This window comes from Sedimentitalea sediminis (assembly GCF_042687825.1).
Lineage (GTDB): Bacteria > Pseudomonadota > Alphaproteobacteria > Rhodobacterales > Rhodobacteraceae > Sedimentitalea.
Window position 1 is genome coordinate 272,489 of the sequence record NZ_JBHUQE010000002.1, and the last position, 17,621, is coordinate 290,109.

Below are 17,621 nucleotides of genomic sequence, written 5' to 3' on the forward strand. Positions count from 1 at the left end.
ATTTTGCAACCCGATCAATGCAACAGAGAGGGGCCAGCATGTCGCTGAATGGAAAAACCGCCGTCATCACCGGATCGAACTCGGGTATCGGACTTGGAGTCGCCTGGGAGTTGGCACGGGCCGGCGCGAACGTGGTTCTGAACTCGTTCACCGACCGCGACGAGGACCATGCCCTGGCGCGCCAGATCAGCGAGGAAACCGGGGTCACGGCGCGCTATGTCAAGGCCGACATGTCCAAGGGTGCGGAATGCCGCGCATTGATCGAACAGGCCGGTGCCTGCGACATCCTGATCAATAATGCCGGGATCCAGCATGTCTCGCCGATCGACGAGTTTCCCGAGGACAAGTGGGACGCGATCATCGCGATCAACCTGAACTCGGCCTTTCACACCACCGCCGCGGCGCTGCCGCTGATGCGCAAGGCCGGCTGGGGCCGCGTGGTCAACATCGCCAGCGCTCACGGGCTGACCGCCAGCCCGTTCAAATCCGCCTATGTCGCCGCCAAGCACGGTGTCGTCGGCATGACCAAGACCGTGGCGCTGGAAACCGCCGAAGAGCCGATCACCGCCAATGCGATCTGCCCCGGTTACGTGCTGACACCGCTGGTCGAGGGGCAGATTCCCGACACCATGAAGGAATACAACATGAGCCGTGAAGAGGTGATCCGAAACGTCATGCTGACCCGTCAGCCGTCCAAGGAATTCGCCACGGTCGAGCAGTTGGGCGGCACTGCGGTTTTCCTGTGCTCGGACGCGGCGGCACAGATCACCGGCACCACCATCAGCGTCGATGGCGGCTGGACTGCGCTGTAGGACAGGCCCGCCCAACGGGCGGTGGTTTCAGCCGATGTTTACCTGCGGCTGGCACTGCCGCCACGGGGCGGTTGCGGCGATTTTGGTGTGTACCGGCGCGAAACCCGGTTCCGGCTCCACAGGACGCGGTTAGGCAAAGGAAAAGAGCAGCATATGGGCAAAACGAAACGGATCAACCTGGCCCTGCAGGGCGGCGGCGCGCATGGCGCCTTTACCTGGGGTGTGCTCGACCGGATCCTGCAGGAGGACGATATCGAGATCGCCGGCATTTCCGGCACCTCGGCAGGGGCGCTGAATGGCGCCGCGCTCAAGGCAGGAATGATCACCGGCGGGCGCGAGGGTGCCCGCGAGAACCTGGATTGGCTGTGGACCAAGGTCGGGGCGCAACAGGATGCGCGCATGACCGACTGGATGCGCGGCCTGAATCCGGGGCATGTGGCCCGGGCCATCGAGTATTCGCCGGCCTTTGCCTTTGCCGATCTGTGGTCGCGGGTGGTCTCGCCCTACAGCTATGGACCGTTTTACCGCAATCCGCTGACCCCGATTGTCGAGGCCTTTGACTATGACAAGGTCTGCGCCGATACCGGGCCGGAACTGTTCATCTGCGCCACCCGGGTGCGCACCGGCAAGATCCGGATTTTTTCCGGCGACGATATCAGCACCGATGCGATCCTCGCATCGGCCTGTCTGCCGACGCTGTTTCAGGCGGTCGAGATCGACGATCCGCAGACCGGGCGTCGCGAGGCTTATTGGGACGGGGGCTATACCGGCAACCCGGCGCTGTTTCCGCTGTTCGCGGACCGGCTGCCGGCGGATATCTTGATCATCAACATCAACCCGCTGGAACGCGACACGGTGCCGGTTACGCCGCACCAGATTCAGAACCGCATCAACGAGATCAGCTTCAACTCGTCGCTGCTGCGCGAATTGCGTGCCATCGGGTTCGTGCAGCGCCTGCTGGAGGACGGCACCCTGTCGACCGACCGCAAGAGCCGGGTTCTGGTTCACATGATCGCCGATGATGCGCTGATGAACGATTTGTCGGTGGCGACCAAGCTGATGCCGAACGCCTTTATCCTGGACCGGCTGAAACTGGCCGGACGCGCGGCGGCGGATGCCTTTCTGGCGGCGCATAAGGATGATCTGAACCGGGTCGGGACCGTCGATCTGGCCAGCACCATCGGCTGAACCTGTCTTACCGGCGGGCCTTGAGCATGACCGTGGCGTCTGACTCGTCCGCCGGCACGGTCGGGTCCTTGCCGTTGGGATAGACCAGCCCCGCCGAGATCACCAGCTTGGCCGCTTCTTCGACGGTCATGTCCAGTTCGATCACGTCCTCGCGCGGCAGGAACAGCAGGAACCCCGAGGTCGGGTTCGGGGTGGTCGGCAGAAACACGCTCAGCATCTGTCCGGTGGTCTGGGCGCGCTTGGCAATCTCGCCCTTGGCCGTGGTCGAGATGAACCCGATCGCCCAGATATCCTTGCGCGGATACTGGATAAGGCAGGCCTTTTCAAAGGACCGCTCGGACTGGGCAAAAACGGTTTCCGAGATCTGCTTGATGCCGGAATAGATCGAACGCACCACCGGCATGCGGTCGACGATGCTTTCCGCCCACAGGATCAGCGATCGGCCGATCAGCCCCTTGGCGATCCAGCCGATGAAGATGGTGAACAGGAAAAAGATGATGACGCCGACACCGCGCAGGTTGATGCCGATATAGCTCTCGGGGCGCAGCTTGTGCGGCACCAGTGGCAGAACGACACTGTCGATCCAGCCGGTCACCCCCCAGATCAGCCAGATCGTCAGACCCACCGGCGCGATCACCACCAACCCGGTCAGAAAGGACGACCGAAGTCGGGCGAACAGGCTGGCCTTGCGGATGGGGGGGTCTTCGTCAAAGGGCGTGGTCATGGGCGTTCCATCAGATTCGATGCGCAACCTAGGCACTCGGCTGCCCGGCCACAATGGGCGGGCGGCGGCGGTGCGCGGTTCAGTCGCCCAATTGATGCATTGCCAGGGCTATTTTTGCCGCCAGACGGGCATTGTTGCGCACCAGCGCAACGTTGGCGGTCAGCGATCGGCCCTGGGTCTGCTCATAGATGCGTTGCAGCAAATAGGGCGTGACCGCTTTGCCGGTGATCCGGAAATGCACCGCGTCGGCCTGGGCGGCGGCGATGATCGGCGCCAGAGTGTCGGCGGGGATCTCGGCGTCGGGCGGAATCGGGTTGGCCACCAGTTGTCCGCCCGGCACCCTCAGGTCGCGGCGCATCCGGTGGGCGCGGGCAATGGCGCCGGCATCGTCCAGGCGCAGCGGCGCGGCAAAGGGCGATTGCGCCGACCAGAAGGCGGGAAAAGCGTCCTGCCCCACGGCGATCACCGGCACCCCCAGGGTTTCCAGAACTTCCAGCGTCTTGCCGATGTCCAGGATCGCCTTGGCGCCGGCGGCCACCACGGTGACCGGGGTCTGCGCCAGTTCCTGCAGGTCGGCCGAAATGTCGAAACTGGTTTCCGCCCCCTGATGCACGCCGCCGATTCCGCCGGTGGCAAAGACCTCTATTCCGGCCAGGTGCGCCGCGATCATCGTCGCCGCCACGGTTGTGGCGCCGGTGCCGCCGGTCGCCAGACAGACCGCCAGATCGGCACGCGACAGCTTGGCGACGCCCTGGGCCTGTCCCAGCGCGGCCAGTTGTTCCGGGTCCAGTCCGATTTGCAGATGCCCCTCCAACACGGCGATCGTCGCCGGGGCGGCGCCGGCGGCGCGAATGTCGTCCTCGACCTGCCGGGCGACCTCGACATTCTGCGGATAAGGCATGCCATGGGTGATGATGGTGCTTTCCAGCGCCACGATTGGGGTTCCGGCCGCGCGCGCGGCGCGGATTTCGGCAGACAGCACGAGATCGGTCAAAACGGAGTCTCTCCTGAAACATAGGTGGCGGCCGCGTGCAGCGCCTGCGCCAGCGCCGCCGCGCGGTCCTTTCCGGCGGCTTCGGCGGCGATATGGGCGGCCATGAACGTGTCGCCGGCGCCAGTGACCCGCGTCACCAGAACCTCGGGCGGGGGCAAGGTGACCCGGTGGTCGCAGTCGGCCTCGGTGGCGGGTCGGCCGCCATCGGTGACCAGCACCCGCACGGCACCCCGCGCCAGCAAACCGGCGGCGGCCGCCGCCGAGTCGGCAAACTCGGTCTGGCACAACAGCCCGGCCTCTTCGAGATTGACGTAAAGCGTGGCGCGCCGATGGCTGAGAAACGGCAGCAGCCGCTCGGCCTTGCCCGGGCTGGCCGGCGCCACGCGCAGGTCCGCCGCCGCGAAAGCCGGGCTGGTGGCGATCTGTTCCAGCAATTCCTGCGTCAGGTTGCCGTCGACGGCGACCACCCCGGCAAAGGGCGCGCCGGCATGGCCCAGCGGACCCATCGTCAGCGGGCGCAGGATCTTGTCGCCGGCGGCTTCCAGCGAATGCGCATCGGCAATGGCGGCGATCAGCCCGTTGGCGCCCTCGACCGCCATGTACCGGTCGGTCGGCAGATCGTCCGAGCGATAGACATGATCGGTGTTCATGCCCAGTCGGGCGCAGGCCGCGACCAGCTCATTGCCCTCGGAATCGCGCCCGATGGCGGTCAGCAGCACCGGTGTCAGGCCAACGCGCACCAGCGTCATCGCGATGTTCATTGCCACCCCGCCGGGCAGCCGGGTGATCCGCCCCGGCACGTCCGAACCCTGGCGCATATGGCTGGCAGATCGTCCGATGACGTCCCACAGGACGCTTCCGATACACAGGATCTGGGCGGGCTGACCGGTCATGTCAGTCTTGTGCCGAGAAACGCAGGCAGGTGCAAGCCGGCCGGATCAGGGCACGGCAAAGCTGAGAGCGGCCCACAGACTTTGCCAGACTTCGGGACTGTCCGTCGGCATCTCGCGCAGCACCACGGCGTCCAGCAGATAGGCATGGCCGGACAGGACCGGCACCCGCACCTGTCCCCGCGCATCGGTGCGCAACAGGCGGATCGTCACCACGCCCGCCGGGTCGCGCTGAAAGACTTCGACCTGAGCATCGGCGCGGGGACGGCCCTGATAAAGCAGTTGCACCGGCAGACCATCGGTCAGATTGTCGGTATAGGGGTTGGCCCGCGCAACGAACTCGGTTTCCATGCCGGTGGCCACGTCCTGCCCGCGCCCATGCCCCACCGCCACCAGCGCCTTGGCATGGCGCGTATAGCTTTCGGTGAACCCGCTCTCGGGCAGGCCGCGTGCCAGATGGCGGGCGCGGATGTCGGGGAAATCCTTGTGATCGGCAAAGGCCTGGAATTTCTCCCATTTGGCGTAATTCAGGGTCGAAGGCATGGTCTGGTGCACGATCACAAGCAGACCGTCAGCACCGGCCGTGGCCTGCAGCGCCGGGATATCTCCCAGGCGCGGCCGAACCGGCGAGACCTTGCCCCCCTGGATCAGGTCGAACCGGGCGCTCTGTTTTTCGAAATAGGCCAGGGTCGCACCGCGAAAGTTCTGACCGTTGCGAAAATCGGCAACCAGCGGCGCGCCGCTTTCGACTTGAAATTCCACCGGTTCGATCCAAAACTCATGGGCAAACAGGCGCGTCGCGGATAGACAGCAGGCAGCCAGCAGGGGCATCAGGAAGCGGAGCGACATGGGCAGAACCTTTGAATTCGCGGGGATCAAGCTGGGCTGTTTGGCGCTGCTGTCAAGCCTGATTCTGTTGATCGCTTCGGCGCCGGGACGGGCACATGAGGTCACCCCGACCATCGCCGATCTGACGGTTGAAAATGGTGCACTGACGCTGGAGTTGCGCCTGAACATCGAGGCGTTTCTGGCCGGGATCGACCTGGACGGCATGGCCGACACCAACGCGTCGGACCGTTCGGACCGGTATGACGCCCTGCGTGCCATGAACGCTGATGAGCTGGACCCGCTGATCCGGGATTTCGCCGCCCGCTGGGTGCAGAGGCTGCAGATCGAGGCCGGGGGCAGGGTGCGGTTGACCCTGTCGGCGGCGCGGGTCCCGGAGATCGGCGATGTTGATCTGCCGCGCGCCAGTCATCTCGTGCTGCGCGGCCCCGTGCCCGCCGATGCCGCCGCGCTGGTGCTGCGCTGGCCCGCGGGCAGTGGCGATCTGGTTCTGCGCCAGCAGGGCGTGGATGATCCCTTTACCGGCCTGATCCCGGGCGGCGGGGCCAGCCCGCCGATCCCGCTGGCCGGGGGTGTGCAGACCGGCGGGTGGCGGACATTTTTCGCTTATGTGCCGGTCGGCTTTGATCACATCCTGCCCAAGGGCCTGGACCATATCCTGTTCGTGCTGGGCCTGTTCTTTCTCACCACCCGGCTGCGGCCGCTGGTCTGGCAGGTCAGCGCCTTTACCCTGGCGCATACGGTGACGCTGGCGCTGGGGGCTCTGGGATGGGTACAGGTGCCGGCGACCATCGTCGAGCCGCTGATCGCGGCCTCGATCACCTATGTCGCGATCGAGAACATATTGACGGACGGGCTGCATCGCTGGCGGCCGGTGGTGATCTTTGGATTCGGCTTGCTGCACGGGCTGGGCTTTGCCAGCGTTCTGGGCGAATTCGGTCTGCCGGCTGATCAGTTCCTGCCGGCATTGATCGGGTTCAACATCGGTGTGGAATTCGGGCAACTGACGGTGATCGCCATCGCCTTTCTGGCGGTCGGACTGTGGTTTCGCGACAAACCCTGGTACCGCGCCCGCATCGCGGTGCCGGCCTCGGCGGTCATTGCCGCGATCGGGGCGTATTGGTTCGTCGAACGGGTGATTTAGGTCTGGCCAATTGCCGCCATCAGATCGCTCAGCGCTGCGGTGGGGGTCTCGGCTCGCCAAATCTCGTCACCGATGCCAAAGAAATCGGTGCAGGATGCCAGGGCGCGCATGGTGTCGGCGGTCAACCCACCCTCGGCCACCACCGGCACCTCGATCATCTCGGACCACCACTGAAACAGTTCGACCCCGGCCAGCGAGCCATCGCCCAGCGCGGCGCCGCCGACCGGGCCAAAGCTGACATAGTCGGCACCCGCCTCGCCGGCGCCCAGCCCGTCATGGCGCGAAGTGCCGCAGAAACTGCCGACGATGGCGTCCGGTCCCAGCGCCTTGCGCGCCGCGCGTACCGAATTGGCGGCATTGCCCAGATGCACGCCGTCCAGCCCCAGACGTTCTGCCAGCACCAGATGTTCGGCGATCACCAGCGCCACGTCGCGGGCATGGGCGACCTCGCGCAGGGCATCCGCCGCCCGCGCGATCTGGTCCTCGTTGCGGCTGGCCAGTGCCAGCCGGACGCAGGCGATGGGCAGGCTGTCCAGAACCTGCGCCAGGGCATCGGGAAACTGGCTGAGCTCGAACGCGGCGGGGGTGATGAGATAGATCTGCGGCTGCTCGGGGCTGTCCATCGGCGCGCTCCTTGTTCTGTTTCGCGCCGGTTTAGCGGATCGGCGGCGCGATGAAAACGCCCATGCGGCCAAGGTTCGGCATTTCACCGGCACCTGTGGGCGGCTTGCCCCCGCGCCGATGGCGTTCTAAGGCGGGGCCGGACTTTCCGGAGGTGAGAATGCCCAGCGACCATCCCCAGCCGGCCTTTGTGCTGGTGCGCCCGCAGATGGGCGAGAATATCGGCGCTGCGGCGCGGGCGATGTGGAATTTCGGTCTGGACCGGATGCGCCTGGTCGCGCCGCGCGACGGCTGGCCGAACCCTGCCGCCGATGCGCTGGCCAGCGGTGCAGGACGGCTGCTGGACGAGGCGCAGCTTTTTGGCGACACCGCCAGTGCGGTCGCCGACTGCACCTATGTTCTGGCCACCACCGCGCGGTCGCGGGATCTGACCAAGCCGGTGGTCAGCCCGGAACAGGCCATGCGCCTGGCGGCCGCGCGGATCGGCCAGGGGGAAAAGGTGGCGGTGCTGTTCGGCCCGGAACGGGCCGGGCTGGAAAACGCGGATATCGCCCGCGCCAACGCCATCGTTTCGGTGCCGGTCAACCCGGATTTCGCGTCGCTGAACCTGGCGCAATGCGTGTTGCTGACCGCCTATGAATGGCGCCGCCAGACCGGCCATGTCGCGGACGAGGTCAACGCGCCGGGCAGTTCCGGCTGGGCCAGCGGACACGAGGTCGAAAAGCTGGCCGAACATTACCAGGACCGTCTGGCCGAGGCCGGTTTCTTTTTTCCCGAAACCAAGGCCGACAGCATGAAGCTGAACCTGCGCAACCTGTGGTCGCGGATGCCGCTGACCCGGGCCGATGTCCAGATGCTGCACGGGATCATGCGTCAGATGGTCCGCTGGAAACAGCGTGGCGACTGACGCGGCTGGACGGGCCACAATGACCGGCCTAGGGTCGGACCACATCTGGGAATACGTGAAATTCGGGGCGAAATCGGGGCGGACATGAGCGGAAAACGCAGCATCTTTGAAGAGGTTTCGGACGACAAGTCGTCCACGCCGGCGGTGCAGCCGGGCCTGATCGATCAGGGCAGGGGCGGCGCGCGGCGCGGCATACGCATGTGGCTGATGCTGCTGTTTGCTCTGGTCGTGGTGATGATCGTGGTGGGCGGTCTGACCCGGCTGACCGACAGCGGCCTGTCGATCACCGAATGGCGCCCCATCAGCGGTGCGTTGCCGCCGATGAGCGAGATCGAGTGGCAGTCCGAATTCGACAAATACAAGGAGATCGACGAATTCCGCATTCAGAACCAGTGGATGGAACTGGCGGATTTCAAGGCGATCTACTGGTGGGAATGGGGGCACCGGCAGTTGGGCCGGGGGATCGGTCTGGTCTGGGCCATTGGATTTTTGGGCTTTCTGCTGGCGCGCAAGATCCCCACCGGCTGGACCGGGCGGCTGTTGCTGCCCGGGGTGCTGGGCGGCGTACAGGGGGCGATCGGCTGGTGGATGGTGGCCTCGGGCGTGACCCAGGGTGCGGGCGTGACCGATGTCGCCAGCTATCGGCTGGCGGTGCATCTGGGGCTGGCCTTTGCCATTTTGGGCCTGCTTGCCTGGTATGTCTTTATGCTGGGGCGCACCGAGCGCGACCTGATGCAGGCCCGCCGCGCCAAGGAGGGCCGGCTGTTCGGCCTGTCCACCGGGTTGCTGCATTTCGCCTTTCTGCAGATTTTGATCGGCGCGCTGGTGGCCGGCATCGATGCCGGGCGCAGCTACACGGACTGGCCGACGATGGCGGGGCAATGGCTGCCGCCCGATCCGCTGCTGTTCGAGCCGGCCTGGCGCAACCTTTTTGAAAACCCCGGTCTGGTGCAGTTCATCCATCGGGTGACAGGTTATCTGCTGCTGCTGTTCGGCCTTGTTGTCTGGCTGCGCGGGCGGCGCAGCGCCCATAAGGCAACGCAATTTGCCTTCAACGCGGTTGTGGCGGCGCTGTCCCTGCAGATCGCTTTGGGCATTGCCACCGTGCTGTACGGCGCCCCCTGGCATATCGCGATCCTGCATCAGGTGCTGGCGGTGCTGCTGTTCGTGCTGATCCTGCGGGCGCGGTTTCTCAGCGCCTATCCGGTGGCCGGCTCGGTGCGCGGTTCCGGCGGGGGCACGAAACCATGAGCGCCTATGCGCAGATCTTGGCCCACGCCAGCGAAACCGCGGCGCTGGCGCAGATCGCCGGGCGTCTGGGCTGGGATCAGGAAACCGTGATGCCGCGCGGCGCGGCGCGTCAGCGCGGCGCCGAAATGGCGGCCATCGAGGCGGTGCTGCATGCCCGCCGCTCGGCGCCGCAGGTGGGCGAGTGGCTGGCCGAGGCACAGGCCGCCGATGCCACCCAGGCCGCCCAGCTGCGCGAGATCCGCCGGGCCTATCTGCGCGCCACCAAAGTCCCCTCCGATCTGGCCAAACGCCTTGCTCAGGTGACCTCCGAGGCACAGGGCAAATGGGCCGCCGCCCGCGCCGACGAGGACGTGGCTGCCTTTCTGCCCGTTCTGCAAGAAGTGGTTGCGCTGAAGCGCGCGGAGGGCGCGGCGCTGGCCGAGGGCGGCGATGTCTATGATGCCCTGCTGGCGGATTACGAACCGGGCACGACGGCGGATCAGATCGCCGCGATCTTTGACGCCATGCGCGCGCCGCTGGTCGAGCTGCGCGCGGCAATTCTGGCGCGGCCGATGCCGCAGGGGCTGAGCGGCACCTTTGCCGAGGCGGCGCAGATGCGCCTGACCCGCGAACTGGCCGAGACCTTTGGCTATGATCTGGACCGGGGCCGGATCGACAAGGCGGTGCATCCGTTCAGTTCCGGCAGCGGTGACGACGTGCGCATCACCACCCGGACCAGCGCCACGGACCCGTTCAACTGCCTCTATTCCACCATTCACGAGACCGGCCACGCCGCCTATGAGCAGGCGATCGATCCGGCCTATGCGCTGACTCCGCTGGGGCAGGGCGTGTCCATGGGCGTGCATGAAAGCCAGAGCCGCATCTATGAAAACCAGCTGGGCCGCAGCCGCGCCTTTACCGGCTGGCTCTACGGGCGTATGCGCGATGTATTCGGCGATTTCGGGATCACCGATGCCGATGGATTCCACGCCGCGGTCAACCGGGTGCATAACGGACATATCCGCACCGAGGCCGACGAGGTGCAGTACAACCTGCACATCATGCTGCGGTTCGATCTGGAACGCGCGCTGATGTCGGGCGATCTGCAGGTCGCCGATCTGGAGTCTGCCTGGAATGACCGCTTTGCCGCCGATTTCGGCTATGCGGTGGACAAGCCCAGCAATGGCTGTCTGCAGGATGTACACTGGTCGGTGGGTCTGTTCGGCTATTTCCCGACCTATGCGCTGGGTAATGTCTATGCCGGCTGTCTGTATCAGGCGCTGCGTCAGGCGGTGCCGCAACTGGACGACCAGTTGGCCCGGGGCGACACGTCGGCAGCGACTGCATGGCTGCGCGAACACGTGCAGCGCCATGGCGGATTGTATGAGCCGCGCGAGCTGATCGCGCAGGCCAGCGGCCTGCAACCCGGGCCGGCGCCGCTGCTGGACTATCTGCAGCGGAAATTTGGCGCTCTGTACGGGCTGTAACCCCACAAAGCGGGGCGATGCGACATGGGCCGCCGGCCTCGGGCCCCCGTGATTCGGGGCTGGCGTTTCGGGTCTTGGGGCGGCGTTATGTTGCCGCGACTCCCCGCAACTGGTAGGTTGCGGGAACCACAGAATGCAATGCCACCTGTGATTGCGCCAGGCTTCGGTTCTGGCCATCGCCCATTGGGAGTAGACCATGTTGAACCAATTCTTTCCCAGCGTTCCGGCCCTGACTGCGGCTCTGGTTCTGACCGGCACCATGGCGCAGGCCACGGTCATCGGTTTCGAAACCGGCACCTATGCGCAACTGCCCGCAAACCAGACCTATTCCGAAGCGGGCTATACCTTTACAACCGGGCTGAACGACCACTTTGACAGCAACGATTTTTCGGGCAACACCGTGTTTCCCGGAGGATTGCCCTATCTGGTCTTTCACGAGGCCGAGGCCAATCCGACAAACAATATCGTCACACTGGATTTTGGCGGCGCTGCCTTTGATCTGCTGCGGTTCGATCTGGCGACGGATCCCCGGGTGCTGCAACGCAATCCGGTGATCAACCCGGCCATGACCGTCACGGGGTCCAACGGCGCGACGATGACCAGCACGGCGGGTCTGGTTGGTCAGGTCGATGTGAACTTTCTGAACGTCACCTCTGTGACCTTTGACATCGTCGGCATGTCATCGCGCGCCGGTAACGTCATTCTGGACAATGTGGTGGTGCGTGCCGCCAGCGCGCCGGCCACCATACCGCTGCCGGCCAGCGGGTGGTTGTTGCTGGCCGGTCTGGGCGGGGTCGGGATGGTGTTGCGACGCCGCCGGTCCTGAGCGGCGGCGCGGCCGGGCTTCTGGCCCGATGCCCGCGCCGGTTTCACGGCCCGGTTCGGATGACGCCTATTCCGCGTCGTCCTCGCCCTGATCCGCCTGATCCGCGATCCAGGCGACGCTGACGACTTCTTCGCCCTGCGCGGTGTCAAAGACCTTGACCCCGCCGGCGCTGCGCGAGCGGAACGAGATGCCTTCGACCGGCACCCGGATCGACTGGCCCTTGGAGGTTGCCAGCATGATCTGATCGTCCATTTCCACCGGGAAACTGGCCACCAGATCGCCGCCGCGCATTGCCTTGTCCATCGCCGCGACGCCCATGCCGCCGCGCCCGCGCACCGGATAATCATGGCTGGAACTCAGCTTGCCCGAACCCGCCGCAGTGATCGTCAGGATCAGGTTTTCGGCCGCCGACATCTCGGCATAGCGGGCCTGGCTGAACTCTTCGGCCACCGGCGTGTCCTCCTCGTCCGTCTCGCCGTCATCGACCAGACCGGCCACGGCGCGGCGCATCTTGAGATAGGCGGCGCGTTCGTTCGGGCTGGCCTCGAAATGCCGGATCACCGACATCGACACCACCCGGTCGCCGTTCAGCAAGCGGATGCCGCGCACGCCGGTGCTGTCGCGGCCCTTGAAGATGCGCACATCGGTGGTCGGAAAACGGATCGCCCGGCCGGAATTGGTGACCAGCATCACGTCGTCTTCCTCGGTGCAGATGCGGGCGTTCACCAGTTCCACATCGTCGGGCAGCTTCATCGCGATCTTGCCGTTGCGCTTGACGTTGGTGAAATCGCTCAACGCGTTGCGGCGTACGTCGCCGGCACTGGTGGCAAAAACGATCTGCAGGTCTTCCCAATCGTCTTCGGGCACGTCCACCGGCATGATGGCGGCCACCGACACGCCGACCGGGATCGGCAGGATGTTGACCACCGCCTTGCCTTTCGAGGTGCGCCCACCTTGCGGCAGACGCCAGGTCTTGAGCTTGTAGACCATGCCCTCGGTGGTAAAGAACAAGAGCTGCGTGTGAGTATTGGCCACGAACAGCGTGGTGACGACGTCTTCTTCCTTGGTCTGCATCCCGGCCAGACCCTTGCCGCCGCGGCGCTGGCTGCGGAAATCGGCCAGCGGGGTGCGCTTGATATAGCCGCCCGAGGTCACGGTCACGACCATGTCCTCGCGTTCGATCAGGTCCTCGTCTTCCATGTCGCCGGACCAGTCGACGATCTCGGTGCGGCGCGGCACGGCGAATTGCTCGCTGACCTCGCGCAACTCGTCCGCGATGATGCCCATGATGCGCTCGCGGCTCCCCAGGATTTCCAGGTATTCCTTGATCTTGCCGGCCAGCTCCTCCAACTCGTCGGTGACTTCCTTGACGCCGATCTGGGTCAGGCGTTGCAGCCGCAGTTCCAGGATCGCGCGGGCCTGGGTTTCGGACAGGTTGTAGGTGCCGTCCGGGTTGGCGGTATGGGTGGGATCGTCGATCAGGCGGATGTATTCCATGATCGGTTGCGCCGGCCAGCGGCGGGTCATCAGTTTTTCGCGGGCCTCGGCGGCATCGGCGGATGCGCGGATCGTGGCCACGATTTCGTCGATATTGGTGACGGCCACGGCCAGCCCGCACAGGATGTGGCTGCGCTCGCGCGCCTTGCGCAGCAGAAAGGCGGTGCGCCGCGCCACGACATCCTCGCGAAAGTCGATGAACGACGTCAGGAAACGGCGCAGGGTCAGCTGTTCTGGCCGGCCACCGTTCAGGGCCAGCATGTTGCAGCCGAAATGGGTCTGCATCGGGCTGAACCGCCACAGCTGGTTCAGCACCACCTCGGCCGTGGCGTCGCGTTTCAGTTCGATCACCACGCGCACACCGTTGCGGTCGGATTCGTCCTGCACGTGACTGACGCCCTCGATGCGTTTCTCGCGCACCGCCTCGGCGATCTTCTCGATCATCGCCGCCTTGTTCACCTGATAGGGGATTTCATCGACAATGATGGCATAGCGGTCCTTGCGGATTTCCTCGACCCGGGTCTTGGCGCGGATGATGACGCTGCCACGCCCGTCCAGATAGGCCTTTCGCGCGCCAGAGCGGCCCAGCATGATGCCGCCGGTGGGAAAATCGGGTCCCGGCACATAGGCGATCAGCTGCTCGCTGGTCAGGTCGGGATCGGCAATCAGCGCCAGCGTCGCCGCGACGACCTCGCCCAGATTGTGCGGCGGGATGTTGGTGGCCATGCCGACCGCGATGCCGCCGGCGCCATTGACCAGCATGTTGGGAAACCGCGCCGGCAGCACCGTCGGCTCGCGGTCCTTGCCGTCGTAATTGTCCTGGAAATCGACCGTGTCCTTGTCGATATCGGCCAGCACGAAAGCCGCCGGCTTGTCCATGCGGACCTCGGTGTAACGCATCGCCGCCGGGTTGTCGCCGTCCATCGAGCCAAAGTTGCCCTGGCCGTCCAGCAGCGGCAGCGACATCGAGAAATCCTGGGCCATGCGCACCAGCGCGTCGTAGATCGCGCTGTCGCCATGCGGGTGATACTTACCCATGACGTCGCCAACCGGCCGCGCCGATTTGCGATAGCTCTTGTCGTGGGTGTTGCCGGTCTCGTGCATGGCATAGAGGATGCGGCGGTGCACCGGTTTCAGCCCGTCGCGCAGATCGGGAATGGCGCGGCTGACGATGACCGACATGGCATAATCCAGATAGGATGTGCGCATTTCATGTTCGATCGAAACGGTCGGTCCGTCATGCAGCGGACGCTGCGGTGGAGTTTCATCCATATTTTCAGGAGGTTCCGGCGTATCGTTCACGTTTTTCGCCCATTATTGCTGCATCGGCCATCTTGTGTGATCGGACCTTATCAGACCCAGCATATTGGGTGCAATGGCGCGATCACCATTGATTTGGCAGCCAACACATTACAGTGATAACATACTGTTTTTGTTGAAAGTTAATGAATTTTGCCGATCATGAAAGGATCGAGCCAACAAACACAGGTAGTATAAAGCGAGAGTAACGATGAATCCGACCGAAACCGAATTGATGCTGAAGGGCTATGGTCTGACCACGGCCGAGATCTTTTATCACCTGCCGGACTATACCCATGTCCTGAACAGTTTCGTCTGGCAGGACTACGATTTGGCGCCGGATCTGCCGGCGCTGTTCAAGTTCGTGGAATTCTGGCAACGCGAGATCGACGGCCCGCTGCATTCGGTGCGCTTTACCCACCGCAAGCTGCTGTCCTCGGGCGAGTGGCACAATCAGGTGGGTGAATTCACCCTGCATTGACCCCGGACGACCCCGCGCCGGTCAACTGCGCCAGGCGGTCGCGGTACAGCCGTTTGACGCGACATTGGAATAGGTGTTTCCATCGGCCGCCAGCGTACCGCTGGCATAGATCGTGACCGACGGCCAATAGAGAACGAATTTCATTTCCCGACCGGTCAAGGTGACTCGGGTGGTCGCGCGCTGGCCCAGGGAATCGTTCACGACCCCCTTGAACGTGTTCGGGCCTGTGCGTGTATAGCGCGCCGTTCCCGTCGTCTTGATGAACAGGGGACAACTGGCCCGGAACTGCCAGTTTCCGGCGATATTGTGCCCCTCGGGCAGGTCGGGTTTCGTCGGGGCCGCCGCCGTGACCTCACATCTTTTCGATCCCCGTTTCTGCACCGCGTTCAGCGCCCTTTCAGTGCCCAGTTCCGCCGGGCGCAAAGGTGATCCCGTATCGTTAATGAACGCCCGGAACGCCCGCCGCGTGCGCTGTCCGATGACGCCATCCGCCGGGCCGGCGGAACAGCCGGCGGCGTTCAGGGCGCTTTGGGTGGCCTTGATGATCGCGCGCGCGTCGCGCCGCGCGGACGGTTCTGTTGCCGCGGTCGCCTCCGGTGTGCCTGTCGGGGCAGGGTCCGGCTGCGGGCTTTTCTGCCGCAGCATCTGAACCGCCATGCGATAGGTGAACTCGTCGCTGCGGTTGCTGTAGCTGTCCAGAAACGCCCGCAATGCCTCGGCGGTGCCGAGCGACCGGGCCAGCTCGAAATCCGCGCGCATCGGGCTGGTGACCATACGCGCCGGCGCGTCGGATATCGTCGGATCGGAAACCGGACCGGACAGGGCCGGGGCGGCGACCGCGGTGCGGGCAAAGTAGAACTCGCCCAGCAACTCGTCGTAGTAGGCCGGGAACTGCTGGTGGTTGACGGTGCGGGCCAGGTCGCGCACTTCGAGGCGCAGACCGGCCACCATCTCGCGCAGTTCCAGCCCGGGTTGCGTCAGGCGCGGCAACAGCGCCCGGGTAAAGACCGAATTTCTTGCGGGATCGTCTTCGGTCAACTCGTCCAGTGCCAGTTGACCGGCCCCGGCGGAAAAGATCACGAACGTGCCTTGCGGCGCGGTGATCCGCCCCAGACCCCGGGTGCCGCCGATGCTGCGCCCGGTGCTGGTCTGAAACGGGTTGTTGCGGCAGGCATCGACGATCGCGACGGTCATCCGTGCTCCGGTTGCGCGTACCCGGTCCAGCAGCGCCGACAACGCGATGGATTCGGCCTTGATGAAATCGCGTTCGCCCGAGGCCGGGGCCAAGATGTCGGTGGGCAGCAGGTAGTTTTCGCCGTCTATTTCCACCCCGTGGCCGGCAAAGAACACAAAGGCGGTGTCGCCCGGCTGCAGGCGTTCGGTGAATGACGAGATCGTCCGGTTCATCTGACGCCGGTCGGCATTCAGCACCGTGATGATGTCGAACCCCTGTTGAGTCAGCGCGGCCGAGATGGCCTGGGCGTCGGCCCCCGCCTTGTCCAGCGGCGGCACATCGGAATAGAGATCGTTGCCGATCACCAGCCCGAACCGCTTTTCCGCGGCAGCCGTCAGCGGCAGGCAGAACAGGCAGAAAAACACGGCAAGAAACAGGCGCATAACACGGGCTCCGAAACGATTCCCTGCCACCTTACAACAGGATGGCACCCGGCGGCGTGACCTGGTTCACACAGAGCAACTGGCGCCGCCCAGAACGCAGAACTTGGCACAATGGGGGTGGTTCAGATGTACGGCGCCCTCGGCTTGGGCCAGGGTTTCGCCCAGTTCGAATTCCGGCGCATAGGGCAGCAAGGTGCAGGCCAGAACCACCGGGTGCGCCGCGCCCTTGCGTTTGACCACCATGCGCGAACTGGCACACATCACGTCCCGCGGCGACTTGCCCAGAATGTCCCAGCAGGCGGTAGTGATCTCGGGCACCTCGACGCCGTCATCCATTTCCGGAAACAGCACGGTTTGGCCCGGATCATAAGCGTCGATGTCAAAGCCATGCTGGGCAAAGAACGCAGCATAGCCGGTGCGGCTGTCGGCCTCGTCCCGGGCATTGACCGCGCGCCCGGCCACGGCCATGTCAAAACCGTGATCGCGCAGCCAGACCATGCCTTGCAGGGTCTTTTCAAAGCTGCCGGCGCCGCGTTCGCGATCATGCAGGTCGGCGTCGTAGTGATCCAGCGACACCCGCAGGCTCAGCCGGTCGCCATGCGCCTTGTGCAAGGCCAGCAGACCGTCGCGCATTGGCGCGCGCATCATCGGGCGCATCGCGTTCGTCAGGATCAGCACCCGAAAGCCGCGCGCCAGGGCCAGCCCGGCCATTTCGATCATCTGCGGATTCATGAACGGTTCACCGCCGGTAAAGCCGATCTCGGCGACGGGCCAGCTGCGTTCGGCGATCTGGTCGAGATAGGGCTCGACCTCGTCCGCTGTCAGATAGACCAGAGCATCATTTGTCGGGCTGCTGAGGATGTAGCAGTTGGCGCATTCGATATTGCACAGCGTGCCGGTGTTGAACCACAGGGTCTGGGGATCCTGCAGCACCACGCTGGCGCGGGTCTGGCCATCGGCGGTGACGTGTCGATCCTGGAATTTCCCCTGATTCGCCGGTGGGATGCCGAGATCTTTCATTGCCGCTCCGCCTGTTGGTCTGCCGGACAGTTCTAGCC

16 protein-coding genes are annotated in these 17,621 nt (G+C 64.9%); 8 read left to right on the top strand and 8 right to left on the bottom strand.

The window, feature by feature from the left end:
- Nucleotides 1–38: 38 nt before the first annotated feature.
- Both ACFMPD_RS03040 and ACFMPD_RS03045 read left to right on the top strand, forming a co-directional pair.
- Nucleotides 39–812, top strand: a complete 774-nt coding sequence (locus ACFMPD_RS03040) for a 3-hydroxybutyrate dehydrogenase (protein WP_380991729.1) — start codon at nt 39–41, stop codon at nt 810–812.
- A 153-nt stretch (nt 813–965) separates the two neighbouring features.
- Nucleotides 966–2,000 (top strand): patatin-like phospholipase family protein, encoded by a 1,035-nt coding sequence (locus ACFMPD_RS03045; protein ID WP_380991664.1) that lies wholly within the window; start codon nt 966–968, stop codon nt 1,998–2,000.
- A 7-nt stretch (nt 2,001–2,007) separates the two neighbouring features.
- On the opposite strand, the gene ACFMPD_RS03050 is transcribed toward ACFMPD_RS03045, so the two are convergent.
- The 4 genes from ACFMPD_RS03050 to ACFMPD_RS03065 all read right to left on the bottom strand — a co-directional run bounded on the left by ACFMPD_RS03050 (nt 2,008) and on the right by ACFMPD_RS03065 (nt 5,439).
- Entirely contained in the window at nt 2,008–2,724 is a 717-nt protein-coding gene (locus ACFMPD_RS03050) for a DUF502 domain-containing protein (protein ID WP_380991666.1), read from the bottom strand.
- A gap of 79 nt (nt 2,725–2,803) precedes the next feature.
- Nucleotides 2,804–3,718, bottom strand: a complete 915-nt coding sequence (locus ACFMPD_RS03055; protein ID WP_380991668.1) for a pseudouridine-5'-phosphate glycosidase — start codon at nt 3,716–3,718, stop codon at nt 2,804–2,806.
- Nucleotides 3,715–4,611, bottom strand: coding sequence for a PfkB family carbohydrate kinase (locus tag ACFMPD_RS03060; RefSeq protein WP_380991670.1), 897 nt, complete (start codon nt 4,609–4,611; stop codon nt 3,715–3,717). Before ACFMPD_RS03060 ends, ACFMPD_RS03055 begins: the two co-directional genes overlap by 4 nt.
- 45 nt (nt 4,612–4,656) lie before the next feature.
- On the bottom strand, nt 4,657–5,439 hold the full coding sequence (locus ACFMPD_RS03065) for a DUF4198 domain-containing protein (RefSeq protein ID WP_380991672.1): 783 nt from the start codon (nt 5,437–5,439) through the stop codon (nt 4,657–4,659).
- A gap of 16 nt (nt 5,440–5,455) precedes the next feature.
- On the opposite strand from ACFMPD_RS03065, the gene ACFMPD_RS03070 reads away from it, so the two are divergent.
- The gene (locus ACFMPD_RS03070) at nt 5,456–6,598 is read left to right on the top strand and encodes a HupE/UreJ family protein (protein ID WP_380991674.1); all 1,143 of its coding nucleotides are present in this window, start codon (nt 5,456–5,458) and stop codon (nt 6,596–6,598) included.
- On the opposite strand, the gene ACFMPD_RS03075 is transcribed toward ACFMPD_RS03070, so the two are convergent.
- Entirely contained in the window at nt 6,595–7,221 is a 627-nt protein-coding gene (locus ACFMPD_RS03075; RefSeq protein WP_380991676.1) for a thiamine phosphate synthase, read from the bottom strand. The genes ACFMPD_RS03070 and ACFMPD_RS03075 overlap by 4 nt on opposite strands.
- A 158-nt stretch (nt 7,222–7,379) precedes the next feature.
- On the opposite strand from ACFMPD_RS03075, the gene ACFMPD_RS03080 reads away from it, so the two are divergent.
- The 4 genes from ACFMPD_RS03080 to ACFMPD_RS03095 all read left to right on the top strand — a co-directional run bounded on the left by ACFMPD_RS03080 (nt 7,380) and on the right by ACFMPD_RS03095 (nt 11,669).
- Entirely contained in the window at nt 7,380–8,126 is a 747-nt protein-coding gene (locus ACFMPD_RS03080) for an RNA methyltransferase (protein WP_380991678.1), read from the top strand.
- Between the two features lie 84 nt (nt 8,127–8,210).
- A complete protein-coding gene (gene ctaA / locus ACFMPD_RS03085; RefSeq protein WP_380991680.1) occupies nt 8,211–9,377 on the top strand; it encodes a heme A synthase in 1,167 nt (388 codons plus the stop codon).
- Entirely contained in the window at nt 9,374–10,843 is a 1,470-nt protein-coding gene (locus ACFMPD_RS03090) for a carboxypeptidase M32 (RefSeq protein ID WP_380991682.1), read from the top strand. The genes ctaA and ACFMPD_RS03090 overlap by 4 nt, the downstream gene beginning before the upstream one ends.
- 196 nt (nt 10,844–11,039) lie before the next feature.
- On the top strand, nt 11,040–11,669 hold the full coding sequence (locus tag ACFMPD_RS03095; RefSeq protein ID WP_380991684.1) for a VPLPA-CTERM sorting domain-containing protein: 630 nt from the start codon (nt 11,040–11,042) through the stop codon (nt 11,667–11,669).
- Between the two features lie 66 nt (nt 11,670–11,735).
- Here the strand turns inward: ACFMPD_RS03095 and gyrA are convergent, their stop codons facing one another.
- Nucleotides 11,736–14,438, bottom strand: a complete 2,703-nt coding sequence (gene gyrA, locus ACFMPD_RS03100; protein WP_380991686.1) for a DNA gyrase subunit A — start codon at nt 14,436–14,438, stop codon at nt 11,736–11,738.
- Between the two features lie 238 nt (nt 14,439–14,676).
- On the opposite strand from gyrA, the gene ACFMPD_RS03105 reads away from it, so the two are divergent.
- On the top strand, nt 14,677–14,946 hold the full coding sequence (locus ACFMPD_RS03105; RefSeq protein ID WP_380991688.1) for an usg protein: 270 nt from the start codon (nt 14,677–14,679) through the stop codon (nt 14,944–14,946).
- A 21-nt stretch (nt 14,947–14,967) separates the two neighbouring features.
- Here the strand turns inward: ACFMPD_RS03105 and ACFMPD_RS03110 are convergent, their stop codons facing one another.
- A complete protein-coding gene (locus ACFMPD_RS03110; RefSeq protein ID WP_380991690.1) occupies nt 14,968–16,563 on the bottom strand; it encodes a caspase family protein in 1,596 nt (531 codons plus the stop codon).
- A 66-nt stretch (nt 16,564–16,629) separates the two neighbouring features.
- On the bottom strand, nt 16,630–17,583 hold the full coding sequence (locus tag ACFMPD_RS03115; RefSeq protein WP_380991692.1) for a radical SAM protein: 954 nt from the start codon (nt 17,581–17,583) through the stop codon (nt 16,630–16,632).
- Between the last annotated feature and the right edge of the window lie 38 nt (nt 17,584–17,621).